Genomic DNA, 19125 nt, shown 5'->3' on the forward strand with positions numbered 1-19125 from the left:
ATAGGTTTTATGGGTAGGCTGTCGGCGGGATCGTCCCACCCCTCAGGAGGCGCCCGCCTCGCCGCGCGCGCCGACCGCCCCGCCGACGGAAAGAGCCCCCGATGACCCTCACCTTCCACTGGTTCCTGCCCACCAACGGCGACAGCCGGGACATCGTCGGCGGCGGCCACGGCGTACCGACCGGGGCCGCCGGAGGCGCCCGCCCGGCCAGCGTGGCGTACCTCGGGCAGATCGCCCGCACCGCCGAGCAGCTCGGCTTCGTCGGCGCGCTCACCCCGACCGGCGCCTGGTGCGAGGACGCCTGGCTGAGCACGGCGATGCTCACCGAGGTCACCGAGCGCCTCAAGTTCCTGGTCGCGTTCCGGCCCGGCCTGCTGGCGCCCACCCTCGCCGCCCAGATGGCCTCCACCTTCCAGCGGCTGTCCCGAGGTCGACTGCTGCTCAACGTGGTCACCGGCGGCGAGTCGCAGGAGCAGCGGGCGTACGGCGACTTCCTGGACAAGGACGCCCGGTACGCGCGAGCCGACGAGTTCCTGCACGTGGTACGCGCGCTGTGGCGGGGCGAGACGGTCGACCACGCGGGCACCCACGTGCGCGTCGAGCAGGCGCGACTGCACCGGCTACCCGAGCCGGTGCCGCCCGTCTACTTCGGTGGCTCGTCCACCGCCGCCCTGCCGGTGGCGGTGCGCCACAGCGACGTCTACCTCACCTGGGGCGAGCCGCCGGCCCAGGTCGCCGACAAGGTCAACCGGGTCCGCGCGTTGGCGGCCGACGCCGGACGCGAGATGCGCTTCGGCATCCGGCTGCACGTCATCGCCCGGGACACCGCCGAGCAGGCGTGGACGCAGGCCCGCCGCCTGCTCGACGGCATCGCCGAGGCCGACATCCAGGCCGTGCAGGACGGACTGCGCCGCAGCGAGTCCGAGGGGCAGCGCCGGATGCTCGACCTGCACGGCGGCTCCCGCGACCGTCTGGAGGTCGCGCCCAACCTGTGGGCCGGCGTCGGGCTGGTCCGCGGTGGGGCCGGCACCGCCCTGGTCGGCAGCCACAGCGAGATCGCCGACCGGATCGCCGAGTACCACGCGCTCGGGATCGACGAGTTCATCCTCTCCGGCTATCCCCACCTGGAGGAGGCGTACTGGTTCGGCGAGGGTGTGCTGCCGATCCTGCGTGACCGTGGCCTGTGGCGGCACCCCGACGGCCGGTCGGGGTCTACGGGGCAGGTCGACATCCCCTTCGCCGGGGTGCCGACGCGGGAGCCCGCAGCGGCCCGCTGACCGGGCCGCACGCCACGACTCAGCCGGGCCGGCCGGCCAACCTCCGCCGGCTCACCCGGCGGGCGGCGACGCTGACAAGCGTGCTGCCTGCCGCCATCGCGACAAGCACCAGACCCGCGCCGACCGGCCACAGCCCACTGTCGTCGGTCGACGCGGCCCGCCATGACCAGGCTGCCGTGAAGGCCACAGTCATCACCGGCGCCACCAGCCACGGGCTGAGCCGGGTACCGGCGAGCGCGGCCAGCAGCACTAGCGTCAGCACACAGCCGACCACCTGCCACGGCGCGTACGGGCCGCTCGTCGCGTCGGTCTGCGCGTCGACCGTGTACCCGGTGTCCCAGCTCAGCCAGAGCAGCCACACCCCGACCGTGGCCGCCGCCAGGAACAGAACACCGAGCAGTGCCCGCGTACCCCTCGTCGCCGTCATCCGGCGATCATGCCTCGCGTTCCGGCGTGCCGGAATGGCGGCCGGCCTGTTGCCCGGCCGGTGACGATCCTCTACGGTCGGCTCAAGCGGTGGGCGGTGCGGTCCGCATCCGACCGGACACCGCCGGATGCCCGTCGCGCGGGCCGGGATGGTGGAGTCCCGGAACGCCCCGTCAGCGGCGAGCCCGGCGGTCGTGTGACTCCAGCTCGTCTTCCGGGTGTTGCCGCCCGGCGTGGCTCCGTGCGGAGCCGACGGCGAGCCGGGCACGCCGATCCCCACCGGGAGAGCCCGTGTTCCTCAGCCCGCACGAGCAGGACCGCCTGCTCGTCCACGTCGCGGCAGATGTCGCCCGCGCCCGCCGCGAACGCGGCCTGCGCCTCAACTATCCCGAAGCCGTCGCGGTGATCACCGCGTTCCTGCTCGAAGGGGCCCGCGACGGCCGGTCCGTCGTCGACCTGATGTCGGCCGGTCGGACCGTGCTCGGCCGTGACGACGTCCAGGACGGCATCCCCGAGCTGCTGAGGGAGGTGCAGGTGGAGGCGACCTTCCCGGACGGCACCAAGTTGGTGACTGTGCACCACCCCATCCCGTGATCCCGGGGGAGATCCTGCCGGCCGCCGGCCCGGTCGAGATCAACGCGGGCCGGCCGGTGACGACGCTCGTCGTGGTCAACACCGCCGACCGGCCGGTGCAGGTGGGCTCGCACTATCACTTCGCCGAGACCAATCCGGGCCTGTCGTTCGATCGGGACGCCGCGTGGGGACAGCGTCTCGCGGTGCCGGCCGGCACCTCGGTCCGGTTCGAACCGGGAGTCAGCCGCACCGTCGACCTCGTCCCGCTCGGTGGCGCGCGCGTCGTGCCGGGCCTGCGCGCGGAGTGCGCCGGGCCACTGGACACCCCGACGACCGACGGGCCGGCGCGGTGAGCGCCGTGCGGCGCGACCGCTACATCGACCTGTACGGACCCACCGTCGGTGACCGGATCCGGCTGGCCGACACGAACCTGCTGATCGAGGTGGAGACCGACCACTGCGTGGGCGGCGACGAGGTGGTCTTCGGCGGCGGGAAGGTGATCCGCGAGTCGATGGGGCAGTCCCGCGCCACCCGCGCCGAGGGCGCGTTGGACACCGTCATCACCGGCGCCGTCGTGCTCGACCACTGGGGCGTGGTCAAGGCCGACGTTGGGCTGCGCGACGGACGCGTCGTCGCGCTGGGCCGCGCGGGCAACCCGGACACCATGCCCGGCGTCCATCCCGACCTGGTCATCGGCCCGGCCACCGAGGTGATCGCCGGCAACGGCCGGATCCTCACCGCCGGGGCTGTCGACACCCACGTGCACTTCATCTGCCCGCAGATCGTCACCGAGGCGCTGGCCAGTGGCATCACCACCCTCGTCGGCGGCGGCACCGGGCCGGCCGAGGGGACGCGGGCCACCACCGTCACCCCGAACGCCTGGCATTTGGCCCGCATGCACGAGGCCCTGGACACGCTGCCGGTGAACGTGCTGCTGCTCGGCAAGGGCAACACGGTGTCCAGCGAGGCGCTGTGGGAGCAGCTGCGCGCCGGTGCGGGCGGCTTCAAACTGCACGAGGACTGGGGCACCACACCTGCCGCGATCGACGCCTGCCTGCGGGTGGCCGACGCGTCAGGGGTGCAGGTCTCCATCCACACCGACACGCTCAACGAGGCCGGATTCGTGGCCGACACCCTGCGCGCGATCGGCGGCCGGGCCATCCACTCGTACCACACCGAGGGCGCGGGAGGCGGGCACGCGCCGGACATCATCACCGTGGCCGGTGAGCCGAACGTGCTGCCGTCGTCGACAAACCCGACCCGGCCGTACACCGCCAACACCCTCGCCGAGCACCTGGACATGCTGATGGTCTGCCACCACCTCAACCCGTCCGTGCCGGAGGACCTGGCGTTCGCCGAGAGCCGGATCCGACCGTCCACGATGGCCGCCGAGGACCTGCTGCACGACCTCGGCGCCATCTCCATCATCGGCTCCGACGCGCAGGCGATGGGCCGGGTCGGCGAGGTGATCCTGCGGACCTGGCAGAGCGCGCACGTGATGAAGGACCGGGTGGGCGCCCTGCCGGGCGACGGCCCCGCCGACAACCACCGGGCCCGGCGGTACGTGGCCAAATACACGATCTGCGCGGCGATGGCCAACGGGCTGGAACGGGAGATCGGCTCGGTCGAACCGGGCAAGCTCGCCGACCTGGTGCTCTGGGACCCGGCGTTCTTCGGCGTACGACCGCACCTGGTGCTCAAGGGCGGCATGATCGCGTACGCCCAGATGGGTGACGCGAACACCTCGATCCCGACCCCGCAGCCGACTCTGCCGCGGCCGATGTTCGGCGCGTACGGCGTCGCGGCGGCGGCCACCAGCCTGGCCTTCGTGGCGCCGGCTGCCCTGGACGCCGGGCTGCGCCTGGACGTGCGACGCCGCGTGGTGCCGGTGACGGACGTACGGTCGCGGGGCAAGGCCGACCTGCCGGAGAACAACGCCATGCCGCGGATCGAGGTGGACCCGGACACGTTCACCGTCCGAATCGACGGGCAGGTGGTGGAGCCGGACCCGGTGACCAAGCTGCCGATGGCGCAGCGGTACTTCCTGTTCTGATGACGACGTCCAGCCTGATGCTGCTGCTGGCCGACGGGCGCTTCCCGGCCGGGGCGCACGCGCACTCCGGCGGTCTGGAGGCGGCCGTCGCCGCCGGCCGGGTCACCGATCTGGCCTCGCTGGAGGCGTTCCTGGCCGGACGGCTGGCCACCGCCGGTCTGGTCGGTGCGGCGTTCGCGGCGGCGGCGCACCGGGCGGCGGTGGCCGTCGACGCGGCCGAACCGGGTCCGTCCCGACCGGCCGCGCTGGCCCGGCTCGACGCCGAGCTGGACGCCCGGACCGCCGCGCCCGCGCTGCGGGCGGTCTCCCGCCGGCAGGGTCGTGCCCTGCTGCGCGCGGGACGGGAGATCTGGCCGGACACGCCGTTCGACGACCTGCCCACCGAGCCCGGGGGAGCGCACCAGCCGCTGGTGCTCGGGCTGCTCTGCGCCGCCGCCGGACTGAGCCGCTCCGACACCGCCACGGTCGCCGCGTACGCCACGGTGACCGGGGCCGCCAGTGCCGGTGTACGCCTGCTCGGCCTCGACCCGTACCGGGTCCAGGCCCTGCTTGTCGGCCTTGCCGACGCCTGCGACGGCACCGCCGCCGACGCGGCCCGCGCCGCCGACGACCCACCGGAGCGGCTGCCTGCCGCCGCCGCCCCGCTTGCCGACATCCACGCCGAAGTCCATGCCACCTGGGAGGTGCGTCTCTTTGCGTCCTGACACCGTCGTGCCCACGACCGACCCGACCCCACCGCCATCGCCCGCCGCGCCGCACGACGAGACCGTTCCCCACACCCATCCCGAGCCGGGGGTGGACCCGCATCCGCCGTTGGCGCGCGCCGGCCGGGCCCTGCGGGTCGGCATCGGCGGGCCGGTCGGGTCGGGCAAGACCGCCCTGGTGGCGGCGCTGTGCCGGGCCTTCGCCGACGAGCTGCGGCTCGGGGTGGTGACCAACGACATCTACACGACCGAGGACGCCGACTTCCTGAGGCGGGCCGGCGTGCTGGACCCCGCCCGGATCCGCGCGGTGGAGACCGGCTGCTGCCCGCACACGGCGATCCGCGACGACATCGGCGCGAACCTGGACGCCGTGGACGAGCTGGCCGAGGCGGTCGGTCCGCTGGACCTGGTGCTTGTGGAGAGCGGCGGGGACAACCTGACCGCCACCTTCAGCCGTGGGCTGGTCGACAGGCAGATCTTCGTGGTCGACGTGGCGGGCGGGGACAAGGTGCCCCGCAAGGGCGGGCCGGGCGTCACCGCCGCCGACCTCCTGGTGATCAACAAAACCGACCTGGCGCCCATGGTCGGCGCGGATCTGGGGGTGATGGACCGCGACGCGCGGGCCCGGCGTGGTGACCTCCCGACCATCTTCCTGTCCATCGTGGGAGACCCCACGGCGACGTCGGTCGCGGACTGGATCCGGCACGAGCTGGCTCACCACGCCGCCCTGCACCCTCTGGCCGCCCCGGTCGGCCCAACCTGATGCGGGCGCTCGCCCGCCTCGTCGCCCGGGCCGACGGTCGGGGCGGCACCGCCCTTGTCGAGCTGCGCGGCGAAACGCCGTTGCTGCTGCGCCAGACCCCGGCCGACCGTGGTGTCGCCACTGTGTACATCGTCGGCGGGGCGGCCGGCCCGATCGCCGGGGACGACGTGCGCCTGGAGATCGAGGTGGGTCCGGGCGCGGCGGTCCGGGTGCACAGCGTCGCCGCGTCGATAGCCCTGCCGGGTCGCGTGGGCGCCGTGTCCCGGATGGCGGTGCGGGCGGTGGTGCACGCGGGCGCCACGCTGCACTGGCTTCCGGAACAGGTGGTCGCGGCGGCCGGCTGCGCGCACCTCGCCGAGTCGCGCGTCGAGCTGGCCGCCGGCGCGCGCCTGCGCTGGCGCGACGAGCTGATCTGCGGCAGGTACGGCGAGACGCCCGGCGGGGCCGTCATGCACACCCACGTCGACTACGCGGGCCGACCACTGCTGCGCCAGTCGCTTGCCGTCGGGCCGCACGCGCCCGGCTGGGCCGGCCCCGCCGTGCTCGGCGGCGCGCCGGCCGCCGGCTCGCTGCTGCTGGTGGACCCGTCACGACCGGCCGAACCCGCGATCGCCGACGGCAGCGTCGCCCGGCTGCCGCTGGCCGGCGGTCCGGCGACGCTGTGGACCGCCACCGCCCCCGACGCGCACACCCTGCGCGCCCACCTCACCGTGCCTGGAGGTGCCGCAGCCGTTGTTGGCGGTCTTCGTCCCTGACGGGCGGGCGGGCCCCTATTCTCGAGAGAAACCCACCCACCGCAGCGATTCGCCGTTCGCATGACGGCTCACAGGAGGCCGTGATGAGTGGCGACGACCGGCCCGAGGGCATCAGCCCGACAGCGGTGCAGGGCGCGCCAGGGCTGTGGCGTGTCGACCTCCAGCGACACGACCTCAGCATCCCGGGACGCGAGGTCGTCCAGAGCCGGGTGGAGTTCACTCCGGACTCGCCGCCGTTCAAGCACTTCCACCCCGGCGAAGAGATCATCTGCGTCCTCCAGGGCTCCCTGGAGTACACGCTCGAAGGTCAGCCGCCCGTGGTGTGCAACGCCGGTGACGCGCTGACCGTGCCGTACGGCGTCCACCACCAGGCACGCAACGTCGGCAGCGGCATCGCCGTCGAGTTGGCCACGTACGTCGTGGAGAAGGGTAAGCCGCTGCTCACCAAGGTGGAGTGAACCAGCTCGGGACGCCGTCAGCGGCGTGAACCTGTCGCGTCGGCACTGTCGCGATTGCGGGCCGGGTCGAGGCGGGCCACCAGATAGTCGAGCTGGTCGACCAGGTCGGGCGGGACGCCCAGCTCGGCGAGGCTTTCCCGGACCCGCGCGTCGACCCGCTGGTGCTCGCTGCGGCCCCGGATCGTGAGGTACGCGCGGATCCGGCGGCGGTCGAACGGGTCGACCCGACGAAAGACGAGGTTGCTGTCCACGAGCTGGTCGACCAGTTTGGTGAGCGTGCCCGGCGGCAACGACGCCTCGGCGGACACCTCGCTCATCGGATGGCCCTGGCCGTCGGCGAGCAGGCAGAGCACCCGCCACGCCTCGACGGTCAGCCCGGCCTCGGCCAGTACGACACCCAGCCGGCGGGAGAGCAGCCGTTCGGCGCGGGTGAGCGAGCGCAGCAGGTCCGCTGGCGCCCCGGGCACGTCTGACATGGAACTCCCTGGTCCGGTGGCGCTGCCATCGTAGCGAGTCGTCCCGGTCCGTGGTGAGCTCTGGTCTTCCGTGGTGGGCCGGGCAATCATGTGCTCATGTCCGAGCCGGCGCCTGCGTGGCTCACCGTCGACCGGGGCGTGGTCAGCATCGCGCTCGTCTATCCGATGCGCGGCCCGGCGGGGATGTTCGGTCCCACCTGTGAACTGTGCGCCCAGCTCGCGGTCGAGGAGATCAACAGGTGCGGCGGGGTGCTCGGCCGGGAGGTGCGGCTGGTGCCGGTCGACGGCGGTGCCCCGCCCGCCGAGGTGGCAGCCGAGGTCGAGGCGCTTGTCTCGCTCGGGGCCGTGCAGGGGGTGACCGGCTGGCACATCTCCTCGGTACGGCAGGCGCTGGCGCCCCGGGTCGCGCACCGCGTCCCGTACGTCTACACGGCCCTGTACGAGGGCGGTGAGCGGACCGAGGGGGTGTACCTGACGAGCGAGACGCCGGACGCCCAGTTGTGGCCGGCCATGCGGCTGCTCGCCGGGGAGCAGGGGGTGCGTCGCTGGTTCCTGGTCGGCAACGACTACGTGTGGCCCCGCCGCACCGCCCGGGCAGCCCACAGGTACGCGTTGCGCGCGGGCGGGCGGGTGGTGGGTCAGGCGTTCCTGCCGTTGGAGGCGCACGACTTCGACGAGGTGCTGCGGCGCATCGAGCGCAGCGAGGCGGACGCGGTGGTGATGCTGCTGGTGGGTGCGGACGCGGTGCGGTTCAACAGGGCGTTCGCCCGCGCCGGTCTGGACCAGCGCTGTCTGCGGTTGAGCACGCTCATGGACGAGAACATGCTGCTGGCCAGCGGCGCCGGCGCGACCCGCCGGCTGTACAGCACGGCGGGCTTCTTCGCCGGCCTGGTGACACAGGAGAACCTGGACTTCCACGGCGAGTTCGCCAGTCGGTTCGGAGTGGAGGCGCCGCCGCTGGGCAGCCTGGGGGAGTCCTGTTACGAGGGAGTCATGCTGCTCGCGGCGCTGATCGGGCAGGCTCGCACGCTCGACGTACGGGCCATCGAGACGGCTGCGGACACGGTGGCGTACCACGGGCCGCGGGGGCGGCTGCGGCTGCGACGCCGGCACGTGCGTCAGCGCATCTACCTCGCCGAGGCGGACGGTCTCGACTTCCGGGTGCTCGCGCAGCTCTGACCGGCGGCCGGCCCGGGCCGACCCTTGACAGTCGCACCGGCGGCGACCCTAAGATGCTTCCTGCGTGAAGTATCTGCCCCGGGGGGCGGATGCTCATCATTCCGCGTCCGTGGTCGGCGAATCGCGCGCCGACCAATGTGGCGGCAATTCTCTCCGACGATTCCACAACGGTCGGCACCGTCTTTCCTCGACGGTGCCGACCGTTTCCTCGTGGGTGTGCGGGACACGGTGGGAAACAGTCAATTAAGGGCCGGGAAACACGAACGCAACGATGCCGGTCGACGCTTTGCCTGCCCGTACCCGATGCGGTGCCGTGGTGGCGTCCACCCGTCGACCGCGGCATCGCCGACAGTTCCAACGGACCGCACCGACCGTCCATTCGCCACTTGAGCGCACCGCAGGGAGAATAGATGTCACTGTTCCGGGGCCGCCGCATCCTGGCGGGTGCCATGACCCTCATCGCCGCGGCCGCGATGACCGCGTGCGGCAGCAAGACCACCGACGAGGGCGGCGCGGCGGGCGTCAGCGCGGACGTCTCCAGCGACACCGTCAAGGTGGGCCTGCTCAACTCGCTGTCGGGGACCATGGCGATCAGCGAGGTCACCGTCCGCGACTCCATCATGCTGGCCGTCGAGGAGATCAACGCGGCGGGTGGTGTCCTCGGCAGGAAGATCCAACCGGTAGGTGAGGACGGGGCCTCGGACTGGCCCACCTTCGCCGAGAAGGCCGAGAAGCTCATCTCCGAGGACCGGGTCGCCGCCGTCTTCGGCTGCTGGACCTCGGCCAGCCGCAAGGCCGTCAAGCCGGTGTTCGAGAAGAACAAGGCGCTGCTGTTCTATCCGGTGCAGTACGAGGGCCTGGAACAGTCGCCCTACATCTTCTACACCGGAGCGACGACGAACCAGCAGATCGTTCCCGGGCTCGACTACCTCAAATCACAGGGGGTGAAGTCGGTCTATCTGGTCGGCAGTGACTACGTCTTTCCCCGGACAGCCAACAAAATCATCAAGGCGTACGCGACGGCGAACGGGATGACCGTACGGGGCGAGGATTACGCGCCGCTCGGGTCGACCGAGTTCGGCACGATCGTCAACAAGGTCAAATCGTCAGGCGCGGACGCCGTCTTCAACACCCTCAACGGCGACAGCAACGTGGCGTTCTTCAAGGAGTACAAGTCGGCCGGGCTGAGCGCCACCGCGATGCCTGTGGTGTCCGTGTCGATCGCCGAGGAGGAGGTCAAGGGCATCGGCACCCAGTACCTCCAGGGCCAGTTGACCGCCTGGAACTACTACCAGACCACGCCGGGCGCGGCGAACTCGAAGTTCGTGGCCGCGTACAAGGCGAAGTACGGCGCCGACAAGCCGACGAGCGACCCGATGGAGGCCGCCTACGTCGGTGTGTACCTGTGGAAGGCGATGGTGGAGAAGGCCGGCGCCTTCGACGTGGAGAAGGTCCGCGCCGCCTCGGACGGGATCACCTTCGACGCGCCGGAGGGCCTGGTCACCGTCGACGGGGAGACGCAGCACATCGCCAAGACCGCCCGGATCGGCAAGATCGGCGCGGACGGGCTGATCACCGAGGTGTGGAACTCCGGCAAGCCGGTCCAGCCCGACCCGTACCTGAAGACCTATCCGTGGGCGAGCGGCCTGAGCTGACGACGCCGGCCCGGGCGGGACGCGTCACCGCGCGTACCGCCCGGGCCACCCGACCAGCAGTACGGAGTACCCACCGTGACAGTCCTCTTCGGCCAACTCTTCACAGGCATCAGCATCGGCGCGGTGCTGCTGCTCATCGCGCTCGGGCTGGCGCTGACGTTCGGCCAGATGAACGTGATCAACATGGCGCACGGTGAGTTCATCATGGCCGGCGCGTACACCACCTACGTCCTGCAACAGAGCATCACCGGGGCCGGGTTGTCGCTGCTGGTGGCGCTGCCGGTGGCGTTCGTGGTCGCCGGCGCGATGGGCGTGCTGTTGGAGGTCCTGCTCATCCGCCGGCTCTACGCCCGACCGCTGGACACCCTGCTGGTCACGTGGGGTGTGTCCCTGATGCTGCAACAACTGGCCCGGGACGTGTTCGGTAGCCCGAACGTGCAGACCCGCGCGCCGGAGGTGCTCACCGGCAACGTGGAGCTGCCCGGTGGGCTGACCATCGCCACCAACCGGCTGTTCATCCTGGCCCTGGCGTTGGCCGCCGTCGCGGCGCTCACCCTGGCGCTGCGGCTCACCCCACTGGGGCGGCGTATCCGCGCGGTGGTGCAGAACCGCGACCTCGCCGCCGTCTCCGGCATCGCCACCTCCCGGATCGACCGGACGACCTTCTTCGTCGGCTCCGGCCTGGCCGGGCTCGCCGGGGTGGCGCTCACCCTGCTCGGCCCGATCGGCCCGACCATGGGCACCAACCTGATCATCGACGCCTTCCTGGTCGTCGTGGTCGGTGGGATCGGGCAACTCAAGGGCAGCGTGCTCGTCGCCTTCGCCCTCGGTGTGCTCCAGGCCACCGGGGAGTACCTCACCACCCTCAGCGTCGCCAAGGTGATCGTCTTCGTGGCGATCGTCGCGTTCCTCCAGTGGCGACCTCAGGGCCTGTTCACCCTGCGGACCAGGAGCCTCGCATGACCGCCGTGACACCCGCGCCGCCCGGCACCACCGCCCGTGCCGCGTCACCCGGCGACCCACCCCCGGGTCGGCCCGCGGCCCGTTCGCGGCTGCGGGCGGCGGCCGGGTTCGCGTTCGGCGCGGCGCTGCTGTTCGCCGTCGCCCCGCTGGTGCTGTCGGACTTCCGGCTGGCCCTGCTCGCCAAGTACCTCTGCGTCGCCATGGTGGCGGTCGGCATCGGGATCGCCTGGGGTCGGGGCGGCATGCTCACCCTCGGCCAGGGCGTCTTCTTCGGCCTCGGTGGCTACGCGATGGCCATGCACCTCAAGCTCGCCGACGCGGGTCCCGGTGGGATGCCCGACTTCATGCAGCTGTACGGGCAGCTCGACGAACTGCCGCTGTGGTGGCGGCCGTTCGCCAGCCCGTGGTTCGCGCTGCCCGCCACGGTGCTGCTGCCGATGGCGGTCGCCTTCGGGCTCGGCTCGCTGGTGTTCCGTCGCCGGGTCCGGGGGGCGTACTTCGCCATTCTCAGCCAGGCCCTCGCCGCCGCGATGGTGATCCTGCTGATCGGGCAGCAGGGCACCACGGGAGGCACCAACGGGCTCACCGACATCAAGGGCTTCTTCGGGTACGACCTGGACGATCCGGTCAACAAGCGGATGGTCTACCTCATCATCGCCGGCGCACTGCTGGCCCTGCTCGCGTTGGCCCGCCAACTCATCCACAGCCGCTACGGCGAACTGCTGGTGGCGGTCCGCGACGGCGAGGAGCGGGTCCGTTTCCTCGGCTACGACCCGGCGTCGGTCAAGCTCGTCGCGTACGTCGTGGCGGCAGGTATGGCGGGGTTGGCCGGGGCGCTGTTCGTGCCGGCGGTGGGCATCATCTCGCCCGCGCTGATCGGCATCGTCCCGTCGATCGAGTTCGTCATCGGCGTCGCGGTGGGTGGCCGGGCGACACTGCTCGGGCCGGTACTCGGCGCGGTCGCGGTGGCCTGGGCGCGTACCGCTCTGTCGGAGCGTTTCCCGGGCACCTGGACGTACCTTCAGGGGTTGCTCTTCGTGGTGGTCGTCGCGTTCCTGCCCGGCGGCCTGGCGTCGCTGTGGGCGCTGGCCCGGCGACGCGCCGGGCGGACGGAGGTGCCGGCGGCATGAGCGAACGCACCGAGCGCAGCGAGGGCCGTGAGCGCATGCCCAGCCAGCACGGCATGAGCGAACGCACCGAGCGCAGCGAGGGCCGTGAGCGCATGCCCAGCCAGCACGGCATGAGCGACGGGCGGCTGGACGGGTTGTCCGTCCGCGACGTGCGGGTCAGCTTCGACGGCTTCACCGCCGTCGACGGCGTCTCGTTGGAGGTGCCTGCCGGTGACATCCGGTTCCTGATCGGGCCGAACGGCGCCGGCAAGACGACACTCGTCGACGCGATCACCGGGCTGGTCCGGGCCACCGGTTCGGTCCGCTTCGGGGACCACGAGCTGCTGGGTCGCCCGGTGCACCGGATCAGCAGGCTCGGCGTCGGACGCACGTTCCAGACGTCGTCGGTCTTCGAGGAGCTGTCGGTGGTGCAGAACCTCGACATCGCGGCGGGCGCCCGACGCGGCTGGGCGACCCTGGCCCGTCGCCGACGGGGTGTGCCCGCCGAGGTGGCTGCCGCGCTGGAGACCATCGGATTGGCCGCGCGCGCCGAGCAGCTCGCCGGGACGCTCGCGCACGGCCAGAAGCAGTGGCTGGAGATCGGCATGCTGCTGGTGCAGGACGCGCGGCTGCTGCTGCTCGACGAGCCGGTCGCCGGGATGAGCCACGAGGAGCGCGACGCGACAGGCGCCCTGCTGGAGACGGTGAGCCGGGACCGCACGGTGGTGGTGATCGAGCACGACATGGACTTCCTGCGCCGGTTCGCGCGCAGCGTCACGGTGCTGCACGCCGGTCGGGTGCTCAGCGAGGGCACCGTGGCGCAGGTCCAGGCGGACCCGCGCGTTCAGGAGGTCTACCTTGGCCACCCGGTCGACGCCGGGTCGGCCCCCACGGCTCTGGAGGCATGATGCTGACGCTGCGCGGGGTGCACGCCGGGTACGGGCGCTCCCGGGTGCTGCACGAGGTCGACCTCGCCGTCCCGCCGGACGGGGTGGCCGCGGTGCTGGGGCACAACGGCGCCGGCAAGAGCACCCTGTTGCGGGTCGCCGCCGGGCTGCTGCGCCCGAGCGCCGGCGTCGTCGAGCTGGACGGCGAGGACGTCACCCGCCTCGGGCCGCACGAACGGGTGGCGCGTGGGATGGCGTACGTCCCGCAGGGGCAGCAGTGCTTCCCGCACCTGACCGCCGCGGAGAACCTGCGGCTGGTCGCCGACGGCAGGCGCGACGGTGCGGTGGCCACGGCGGAGGCGCTTGATCTGTTCCCGGCGCTGCGCCCGCTGCTGCGGCGCCGGGCCGGTCTGCTCTCCGGCGGTCAGCGCCAGCAGTTGGCCATCGCCCGCGCCCTGATCACCCGCCCGCGGCTGCTGATGCTCGACGAGCCGACCGAGGGCATCCAGCCGTCGGTGGTCACCGAGATCCAGGAGCGGATCGTCGAGCTGACCCGGCAGCCCGGCTTCAGCGTGCTGCTCGTCGAGCAGCACCTGGGTTTCGCGTTGCGGGTGGCCGGTCGCTACCACGTGCTGGAGTCCGGTCGGGTCACCTCGCGCGGCGACGGCGGTGTCACGGCCGAACGCGAGGTCCGGGCGGCCCTGGCGGTCTGAGCCGCGACCCGGCGGACCTCTCGACCGTGCCCGGCGCCGGTGTCCACCGACCGGCCCCGGAAAACCCGGTCCGGTTCGTAGAATCCCTGCCATGCCGGAGATCGTCGAGTTGCTGGCCTCGCCCGTGCACCGCTTCCTGGGCCGGCCCGCCGACGGCCCGGCCCCGGCCCCGCCCGGCGAACTGGTCGACGTGGTCCGCATCCGGTCCGGCCTCGGCATCGTCGGCGACCGCTACTTCGGCCAGCCGGCGCACCGCGACGCGAGCGTGACAGTCATCGCCCAGGAGTCCCTGCCAGCGGGTGTCGGTCTCGCGGAGGTCCGCCGCAACATCCTGACCAGCGGCATCGCCGTGGACGAGCTGATCGGCAGGGTTCTGGTGCTGGACTCCGGAGACGGCCCGGTCAGCCTGCGGGTCAACCGCGCCGCGCGGCCGTGCGCCTGGATGGACGTCACAGTCGGCCCGGGGGCGTGGAAGGCGCTACGCACCACAGGCGGCATCAGGTGCACGCCCCTGGACGACGGCACCCTGCGCGTCGGTCCGGTCGACATCACCGTCGGGCCGGTGCGCGCGTGAGCCGTCCGGGGACAGCGCAGGATCATCCGGAGGTGGTGGAATGACTCCCGAGCTGCGTCAGCTCATCGGGGAACTGCGGGCCGACCTGGTCGAGGACGAGCCGGCGAGCCTGGAGTACGCCCACTTCGGCGAGGGTGCCGCTATCGACTCGGTGCCCGCGGGCCTCCCGGCCGACCTGCGGGACCTGCTGCTGGTGGCCGACGGCCTGCGGGCTGGCCGGGTCGAGCTGGCGTCCACGTCGACCCTCGCCGGCATCCAGTACCACCTCGACTACGCGCCGGACTTCTCGGCCATCCCCGATGACCGGGCGGGTTGGTTGGTGATCGGCACCTGCGGCGACGACCCGATCTTCCTGGACCGCGGCACCGGCGCCGTCTGGTACTTCCCGCCGACCGGCACCGAGTGGTTCATGTCGGACGCGTTCGAGGAACTGGCCCCCGACCTCGGTTCCTTCGTGGATTACCACGTGCTCGGCCCGGGCTACGCCGAGCTGACCCCGGCGGACGACAGGTGGTTCGCGTTCCTCGACGAGCAGGGCCTGCTCGACGACGAGGAGGACGAGACCCCGTGACGGCGGTCAGACCGGACTGATGTGCGCGGCGAGGACCCGCCAGCCGTGCGGGTCGTCGTGGACCCAGGTCCGGGTGTAGCGCAGGCGTGCCGACATCCGCACCCCGTCGAACACGCCTGCCACCCGGCCCAGGAAGAACGTCGCCCCGGTCGAGCCGACCACGAGCAGGTCCAACTCCTCCTCCACCAACTCCTCGATCACCGAGGTGCGGTTCCGGTACGCGGCCAGGTCGTCCTCCTTGCGGTACACGCGGCCGTCCGGACCGATGGCGAGCAACTGGTCGACGAGCAACTGGTCGAGGGCTGCGACGTCACCGGCCCGTTGGGCGGCCTGAAGGGTGCGCTCGGCATCGAGCAGCTCCGCCTCGCGTTCACTGTCCGGCATGGGCCGTCCTCCCGATCGGGTCCACCCGGGGCCATCGTCCGACCGGGCTGTCCGCATTGTGGCAGCAGGACGGCCCGCCCACGTGCGGATCGCGGGCGCGTCGCCGCCGGACGCTCCGCCCCCGCCGACCCGGTAGACGTTCCCGGTCGGAGCACTAGGCTGCTGGCGTGACTGACCGAGGCGCGCGGGCCGCCGACCCGGCGCCCCGCGTCGAGGACGTCGTCCGGGAGGTCCTCGCGGTCGTCCCGGCCGGGTGCAGCTGGCTGCGGCCGGTGCGCGACGCCGGGGTGGTCGCCGACTTCCGGATCGAGGCCACCAGCGGGCAGGACATCTACGGCCGCGGGGTCGGCCGGGTCGGCCTTCTGCTCAGCGAGCTGTACCCGAGGATGGTCGACGGTCCACTCTGGCAGCTGTACCAGGAGGTGCTCGCCACCGGAACGCCCGGCCGGCTTGCCGACTTCCGGTACGCGGAGGAGAGCGCGGGCGTCGTCGCCGAGTCGCTGTTCGACGTGCGGGTGGACCGGGTGCTCGGTGGGCTGCTGGTCGCCTGGCGCCGGCTGGACGAGGACCAGCGGAGGGTGGCGCGTACCGAGCTGTTGGGCAGCCTCGGCTGGGCCGAGTACGACCTGGCCAGCGGGGTCAGCGAGTGGTCACCGGGGATGTACCGGATCTTCGAGCGGGACCCGTCGCTCGGTCCGCTGTCCCGGGCCGAGCAGGCGGCGGCCATGCTCCCCGACGACCAGATGTTGGGCGAGGTGGCCTGGCAGACGCTGGACAGTGGGGCGTCCTCCGATGTCACGGTCCGGTTCCAGGCGCCGAGTTCGGTGAAGTACCTGCGGATCCTCTCCGACGCCTCCCGGGACGCGGCCGGCGCACCGTTGAAGATCCACGCCGTGGTGCAGGACGTGACCGCGCGGGTGGATTCACGGACCGCCATCGAGCAGCTCAGCGACCAGCTCCGGACCCGGGAGACCACTGCGCTCGCCGAGCACCGGCTGGCCGGACAGTTGCAGAACCTGATCCAGCCGGTGCCCCGCGACGTGTTCGGGCTGGCCGGCCTGGAGGCGATGGTCACCTACCAGCCGGCGGAGAGCGCGGCCCGCGTGGGCGGGGACTGGTACCACGCGCAGACCCTGCCGGACGGCACCGTCGTGCTCGCCGTCGGCGACGTCGCCGGTCACGGGCTCGACGCGGCAAGCGGGATGGCGCACCTGCGCTTCGCCCTGGTGGCCTGGCTGTCCATCGGCATCCACGACCCGGCGGAGCTGGTCGGCCACCTCGACCGTCTGTGCGGGCAGCTCGCGATCACCGCGACCGCGGTCGTCGCCGTCTACGACCCGGCGACCCGGGAGCTGTGCTGGGCACGCGCCGGGCACCTGGCGCCGCTGCTGTCCCGCGCCGGCGAAACCGGCCCGCTCGACCTCCCGCCGGGTCTGCTGCTCGGCGCCGACGCCGGCGCCGCGTACGGGGTGCGTGCGGCACGCCTGCGCCCCGGTGACCTGGTGCTGTTCTACACCGACGGGCTGGTGGAGCGGCGGGTGCCCGCCGACGCCCCGCTGGAGCAGGTGGTGGTGACGCTGTCCGCGTTCACCGCCGGGCCGGGGGAGCCGGCCCTCGGCCGACTGCGGGAGCTGCTGCACCACCCCAACCCGGACGACGACACCTGCACCCTGGCCGTGCGCGTCCTGCCCTGACCCGACCACCCGGCCGGGTCACAGCTCCAAGCGGATCCGTACGACGGTGCCCTCCGGCGCGCCGAACAACGCCACCTCGTCGCAGACCTGCTCCACGATGGCGAGGCCGCGCCCCCGTACCGCCTCGGCGGCCGGCATGGGCCGACCGAGCGCGCGCGCCGGTCCCTGGTCGATGACGTCGCAGACCAGGTGGCCCGCCTCGGTCCAGAGCCGGACCTGGCCGCCGCCGGTCGTGTGCTGCAGCGTGTTGGTCGCCAGCTCACTCACGGCCAGCGCCAGCAGCTCCGTTCGGTGCGGTGCCAGACCGCGGGCCGACGCGCCGGCGCAGACGAACGCGCGCAACGCCCGCAGATCCGTCGCCACCTGGTACGACATGGTTTCCGTGACAGGGGCGGACGCGTCCCGCTCGGTCACGATCTCTCGCCGGTCGGCCGGCATCAGCCGGCCACCTGCTCGTCGGCGGGTGGGCTCAGCAGCTCGCCCACGCCTGTGATGTCCAGCACCTCGGCGACCGCGCCGTCGGCGTTGACCACGTAGAGCCGCCTACCGTCGCCGCGCGCGGACTGGTGGGCGGTCACCAGGGTGTGCAGGCCTGTGGAGTCCAGGAACCGCAACCCGCCCACGTCGACCACGACGACCGGCGCGCCGCGCACCGCCGAGGCCAGCACGGCGGTCAGCTCGTCCCGGGCGGCCAGGTCGCACTCGCCGGTCAGGGTGACCACGATCCGCCCGGGTGCGGTGGACGTCCGGGCCTCGAAGTGGGGCATCGGGCAGCAACACCCTTCCTGGTAACGACGGCCGTTGTCGGCACATCATGCCACCCCCCACCCGACAGACCGTGTCGTCCGTTCGGCGGTGATCAACAACGGTCCGTTCCCGACCGTCCGGCCGGTCGGCGGCGGGTCAGGGCGCGGCGTCGATGGCGATCGACTCGCTCAGGTCGCGGCCACCTGGAACAGCCGGTGACCATCCAGACCCGCGACAACGCCGTCTCCTCTGGTGGGGTGCACGAACCTACGGGCGGATGTCCAGCGCGCCGATCAGGCCGTCGCGCAGCGTGAACCGGTACCGCAGCTCGACCGGGCTGCCGGGAAAGGTGCCGCTCACCCGGACGAGGACCTGGTACGAGTCGCCCGCCTGCGGCGTCACCCGCAACGGCTCGGCCGTGTACGAGTACGCGTCCATCGACTTCTGTCGCCACGCGCGGATCGAGGCCCGCCCCTCGTACAGCCGGTCCTCGTCGGCCACGCTCGCCGTGTCGGCGAAGCACGCCACGAAGGCGTCCAGGTCGGCGTCGTCGACGGCTCGGAAGTACCTGTCGAGCACCTCGGGCAGGTCGACCGCCATCTGCTCCTCCTGCGCCGCGGGCCACTCTCGGGCGGCCGCTGTTTCCCGGTCCACCCCACCGTACGAGACCGGGTCGGAGCCGTGCGGAGCAACGAACAGAACGCGCCTGGTTTGCCGCTGGTCGACCCGGGTAGCCACGCGTTTCCGGAACGAGAGGCGGGGGCATGGCCGAGCTGACGTTCGTCGAGAAGGTTGCCGCACGGGCGGGTGTGTCGCCGCAGCAGGCGCGCCCGCTGACCGAGGCGGTCCTTCGCACCCTCACCGAGCGGCTCAGCGGCGGAGAGGCCGCCGCGCTCGCCCCCCACCTGGCCCCCGAGCTGAGCCCGCTGCTGGTCAAGGCCGCCGAGGCGCCCGACGCGTTCGGGTTCGACGAGTTCCTGCGCCGGGTGGCCGACCGCGCCGGCGTCGACCGGTCCGCCGCCGAGCGCGGCACCCGGGCCGTGCTCCAGACCATGCACCGGGTGGTCGGGCACCGGGAGTTCGAGGACGCGCTGTCCCAACTCCCGGCGGACCTGCGGGCGTTGTCCCAGCCGCTGCCGCACGGCCCCTGACCACGCGTCGGGT

General features: G+C 72.6%; 24 protein-coding genes. 18 read left to right on the plus strand and 6 right to left on the minus strand.

Translation table 11 applies throughout. From position 1 onward, the window contains the following. The first annotated feature begins 101 nt into the window (after positions 1-101). Entirely contained in the window at positions 102-1277 is a 1176-nt protein-coding gene (locus AB0N27_RS06340) for an LLM class flavin-dependent oxidoreductase (protein WP_364364017.1), read from the plus strand. Positions 1278-1296: 19 nt separating this feature from the next. Here AB0N27_RS06340 and AB0N27_RS06345 read toward each other — a convergent pair whose 3' ends face one another. Continuing rightward, positions 1297-1704 carry a hypothetical protein gene (locus tag AB0N27_RS06345; protein WP_364364020.1) on the minus strand — a complete coding sequence of 136 codons (408 nt, stop codon included), beginning with the start codon at positions 1702-1704 and terminating at the stop codon, positions 1297-1299. A 290-nt stretch (positions 1705-1994) separates the two neighbouring features. Here AB0N27_RS06345 and AB0N27_RS06350 point away from each other — a divergent pair, with 290 nt between their 5' ends. The 7 genes from AB0N27_RS06350 to AB0N27_RS06380 all read left to right on the plus strand — a co-directional run bounded on the left by AB0N27_RS06350 (position 1995) and on the right by AB0N27_RS06380 (position 7009). Continuing rightward, positions 1995-2297 (plus strand): urease subunit gamma, encoded by a 303-nt coding sequence (locus AB0N27_RS06350; RefSeq protein WP_091398934.1) that lies wholly within the window; start codon positions 1995-1997, stop codon positions 2295-2297. Then, on the plus strand, positions 2294-2629 hold the full coding sequence (locus tag AB0N27_RS06355) for an urease subunit beta (protein ID WP_364364023.1): 336 nt from the start codon (positions 2294-2296) through the stop codon (positions 2627-2629). Before AB0N27_RS06350 ends, AB0N27_RS06355 begins: the two co-directional genes overlap by 4 nt. Continuing rightward, positions 2626-4329, plus strand: a complete 1704-nt coding sequence (locus AB0N27_RS06360; protein WP_364364026.1) for an urease subunit alpha — start codon at positions 2626-2628, stop codon at positions 4327-4329. The genes AB0N27_RS06355 and AB0N27_RS06360 overlap by 4 nt, the downstream gene beginning before the upstream one ends. Next, positions 4329-5033, plus strand: coding sequence for an urease accessory UreF family protein (locus tag AB0N27_RS06365; RefSeq protein ID WP_364364029.1), 705 nt, complete (start codon positions 4329-4331; stop codon positions 5031-5033). The genes AB0N27_RS06360 and AB0N27_RS06365 overlap by 1 nt, the downstream gene beginning before the upstream one ends. Further along, complete coding sequence (gene ureG / locus AB0N27_RS06370; RefSeq protein WP_364364031.1) at positions 5023-5796, plus strand: urease accessory protein UreG; 774 nt, start codon at positions 5023-5025, stop codon at positions 5794-5796. Before AB0N27_RS06365 ends, ureG begins: the two co-directional genes overlap by 11 nt. Continuing rightward, positions 5796-6551, plus strand: a complete 756-nt coding sequence (locus AB0N27_RS06375; RefSeq protein WP_364364034.1) for an urease accessory protein UreD — start codon at positions 5796-5798, stop codon at positions 6549-6551. The genes ureG and AB0N27_RS06375 overlap by 1 nt, the downstream gene beginning before the upstream one ends. A gap of 83 nt (positions 6552-6634) precedes the next feature. Beyond that, the gene (locus AB0N27_RS06380; RefSeq protein ID WP_364364037.1) at positions 6635-7009 is read left to right on the plus strand and encodes a cupin domain-containing protein; all 375 of its coding nucleotides are present in this window, start codon (positions 6635-6637) and stop codon (positions 7007-7009) included. 17 nt (positions 7010-7026) lie between these two features. Here the strand turns inward: AB0N27_RS06380 and AB0N27_RS06385 are convergent, their stop codons facing one another. Next, positions 7027-7485 carry a MarR family transcriptional regulator gene (locus tag AB0N27_RS06385; protein WP_364364040.1) on the minus strand — a complete coding sequence of 153 codons (459 nt, stop codon included), beginning with the start codon at positions 7483-7485 and terminating at the stop codon, positions 7027-7029. A 96-nt stretch (positions 7486-7581) separates the two neighbouring features. Here AB0N27_RS06385 and AB0N27_RS06390 point away from each other — a divergent pair, with 96 nt between their 5' ends. From AB0N27_RS06390 to AB0N27_RS06425, 8 genes are all read left to right on the plus strand, one after another. Beyond that, on the plus strand, positions 7582-8664 hold the full coding sequence (locus AB0N27_RS06390; RefSeq protein ID WP_364364043.1) for a substrate-binding domain-containing protein: 1083 nt from the start codon (positions 7582-7584) through the stop codon (positions 8662-8664). A gap of 410 nt (positions 8665-9074) precedes the next feature. Continuing rightward, the gene (urtA, locus tag AB0N27_RS06395) at positions 9075-10319 is read left to right on the plus strand and encodes an urea ABC transporter substrate-binding protein (RefSeq protein ID WP_364364045.1); all 1245 of its coding nucleotides are present in this window, start codon (positions 9075-9077) and stop codon (positions 10317-10319) included. A gap of 75 nt (positions 10320-10394) precedes the next feature. Continuing rightward, positions 10395-11282 carry an urea ABC transporter permease subunit UrtB gene (gene urtB, locus AB0N27_RS06400; protein WP_364364048.1) on the plus strand — a complete coding sequence of 296 codons (888 nt, stop codon included), beginning with the start codon at positions 10395-10397 and terminating at the stop codon, positions 11280-11282. After that, positions 11279-12412: an urea ABC transporter permease subunit UrtC gene (gene urtC / locus AB0N27_RS06405; RefSeq protein WP_364364051.1), complete on the plus strand. Its 1134-nt coding sequence runs from the start codon at positions 11279-11281 to the stop codon at positions 12410-12412. The genes urtB and urtC overlap by 4 nt, the downstream gene beginning before the upstream one ends. Further along, on the plus strand, positions 12409-13299 hold the full coding sequence (gene urtD / locus AB0N27_RS06410; RefSeq protein ID WP_364364054.1) for an urea ABC transporter ATP-binding protein UrtD: 891 nt from the start codon (positions 12409-12411) through the stop codon (positions 13297-13299). The genes urtC and urtD overlap by 4 nt, the downstream gene beginning before the upstream one ends. Continuing rightward, a complete protein-coding gene (urtE, locus tag AB0N27_RS06415) occupies positions 13299-13991 on the plus strand; it encodes an urea ABC transporter ATP-binding subunit UrtE (RefSeq protein WP_364364056.1) in 693 nt (230 codons plus the stop codon). Before urtD ends, urtE begins: the two co-directional genes overlap by 1 nt. 91 nt (positions 13992-14082) lie before the next feature. Beyond that, entirely contained in the window at positions 14083-14565 is a 483-nt protein-coding gene (locus tag AB0N27_RS06420; RefSeq protein ID WP_364364059.1) for a molybdenum cofactor biosysynthesis protein, read from the plus strand. 40 nt (positions 14566-14605) lie between these two features. Beyond that, entirely contained in the window at positions 14606-15136 is a 531-nt protein-coding gene (locus AB0N27_RS06425; protein WP_364364062.1) for an SUKH-4 family immunity protein, read from the plus strand. Positions 15137-15142: 6 nt separating this feature from the next. Here the strand turns inward: AB0N27_RS06425 and AB0N27_RS06430 are convergent, their stop codons facing one another. Then, the gene (locus AB0N27_RS06430) at positions 15143-15520 is read right to left on the minus strand and encodes a nuclear transport factor 2 family protein (protein WP_364364065.1); all 378 of its coding nucleotides are present in this window, start codon (positions 15518-15520) and stop codon (positions 15143-15145) included. A gap of 167 nt (positions 15521-15687) precedes the next feature. Here AB0N27_RS06430 and AB0N27_RS06435 point away from each other — a divergent pair, with 167 nt between their 5' ends. Continuing rightward, positions 15688-17214 (plus strand): SpoIIE family protein phosphatase, encoded by a 1527-nt coding sequence (locus AB0N27_RS06435; protein ID WP_364364068.1) that lies wholly within the window; start codon positions 15688-15690, stop codon positions 17212-17214. An 18-nt stretch (positions 17215-17232) separates the two neighbouring features. On the opposite strand, the gene AB0N27_RS06440 is transcribed toward AB0N27_RS06435, so the two are convergent. The 3 genes from AB0N27_RS06440 to AB0N27_RS06450 form a co-directional block, all read right to left on the minus strand. Further along, entirely contained in the window at positions 17233-17652 is a 420-nt protein-coding gene (locus tag AB0N27_RS06440; protein WP_364364071.1) for an ATP-binding protein, read from the minus strand. Beyond that, positions 17652-17981: an STAS domain-containing protein gene (locus AB0N27_RS06445; RefSeq protein WP_364364073.1), complete on the minus strand. Its 330-nt coding sequence runs from the start codon at positions 17979-17981 to the stop codon at positions 17652-17654. The genes AB0N27_RS06440 and AB0N27_RS06445 overlap by 1 nt, the downstream gene beginning before the upstream one ends. Positions 17982-18228: 247 nt before the next feature. Next, the gene (locus AB0N27_RS06450) at positions 18229-18561 is read right to left on the minus strand and encodes a nuclear transport factor 2 family protein (RefSeq protein WP_364364076.1); all 333 of its coding nucleotides are present in this window, start codon (positions 18559-18561) and stop codon (positions 18229-18231) included. Positions 18562-18725: 164 nt separating this feature from the next. On the opposite strand from AB0N27_RS06450, the gene AB0N27_RS06455 reads away from it, so the two are divergent. After that, a complete protein-coding gene (locus tag AB0N27_RS06455) occupies positions 18726-19112 on the plus strand; it encodes a DUF2267 domain-containing protein (protein WP_364364079.1) in 387 nt (128 codons plus the stop codon). Positions 19113-19125: the final 13 nt, after the last annotated feature.

This window comes from Micromonospora sp. NPDC093244 (genome assembly GCF_040683695.1).
Lineage (GTDB): Bacteria > Actinomycetota > Actinomycetes > Mycobacteriales > Micromonosporaceae > Micromonospora.

What these genes read in the sequence shown, in the direction of transcription:
- AB0N27_RS06340 (WP_364364017.1), top strand. Translation starts at nt 102, where the DNA reads ATGACCCTCACCTTCCACTGGTTCCTGCCCACCAACGGCGACAGCCGG.
- AB0N27_RS06345 (WP_364364020.1), bottom strand. Translation starts at nt 1,704, where the DNA reads ATGACGGCGACGAGGGGTACGCGGGCACTGCTCGGTGTTCTGTTCCTG.
- AB0N27_RS06365 (WP_364364029.1), top strand. Translation starts at nt 4,329, where the DNA reads ATGACGACGTCCAGCCTGATGCTGCTGCTGGCCGACGGGCGCTTCCCG.
- AB0N27_RS06375 (WP_364364034.1), top strand. Translation starts at nt 5,796, where the DNA reads ATGCGGGCGCTCGCCCGCCTCGTCGCCCGGGCCGACGGTCGGGGCGGC.
- AB0N27_RS06380 (WP_364364037.1), top strand. Translation starts at nt 6,635, where the DNA reads ATGAGTGGCGACGACCGGCCCGAGGGCATCAGCCCGACAGCGGTGCAG.
- AB0N27_RS06385 (WP_364364040.1), bottom strand. Translation starts at nt 7,485, where the DNA reads ATGTCAGACGTGCCCGGGGCGCCAGCGGACCTGCTGCGCTCGCTCACC.
- AB0N27_RS06390 (WP_364364043.1), top strand. Translation starts at nt 7,582, where the DNA reads ATGTCCGAGCCGGCGCCTGCGTGGCTCACCGTCGACCGGGGCGTGGTC.
- urtA (WP_364364045.1), top strand. Translation starts at nt 9,075, where the DNA reads ATGTCACTGTTCCGGGGCCGCCGCATCCTGGCGGGTGCCATGACCCTC.
- urtC (WP_364364051.1), top strand. Translation starts at nt 11,279, where the DNA reads ATGACCGCCGTGACACCCGCGCCGCCCGGCACCACCGCCCGTGCCGCG.
- urtD (WP_364364054.1), top strand. Translation starts at nt 12,409, where the DNA reads ATGAGCGAACGCACCGAGCGCAGCGAGGGCCGTGAGCGCATGCCCAGC.
- urtE (WP_364364056.1), top strand. Translation starts at nt 13,299, where the DNA reads ATGCTGACGCTGCGCGGGGTGCACGCCGGGTACGGGCGCTCCCGGGTG.
- AB0N27_RS06420 (WP_364364059.1), top strand. Translation starts at nt 14,083, where the DNA reads ATGCCGGAGATCGTCGAGTTGCTGGCCTCGCCCGTGCACCGCTTCCTG.
- AB0N27_RS06425 (WP_364364062.1), top strand. Translation starts at nt 14,606, where the DNA reads ATGACTCCCGAGCTGCGTCAGCTCATCGGGGAACTGCGGGCCGACCTG.
- AB0N27_RS06430 (WP_364364065.1), bottom strand. Translation starts at nt 15,520, where the DNA reads ATGCCGGACAGTGAACGCGAGGCGGAGCTGCTCGATGCCGAGCGCACC.
- AB0N27_RS06440 (WP_364364071.1), bottom strand. Translation starts at nt 17,652, where the DNA reads ATGCCGGCCGACCGGCGAGAGATCGTGACCGAGCGGGACGCGTCCGCC.
- AB0N27_RS06445 (WP_364364073.1), bottom strand. Translation starts at nt 17,981, where the DNA reads ATGCCCCACTTCGAGGCCCGGACGTCCACCGCACCCGGGCGGATCGTG.
- AB0N27_RS06450 (WP_364364076.1), bottom strand. Translation starts at nt 18,561, where the DNA reads ATGGCGGTCGACCTGCCCGAGGTGCTCGACAGGTACTTCCGAGCCGTC.
- AB0N27_RS06455 (WP_364364079.1), top strand. Translation starts at nt 18,726, where the DNA reads ATGGCCGAGCTGACGTTCGTCGAGAAGGTTGCCGCACGGGCGGGTGTG.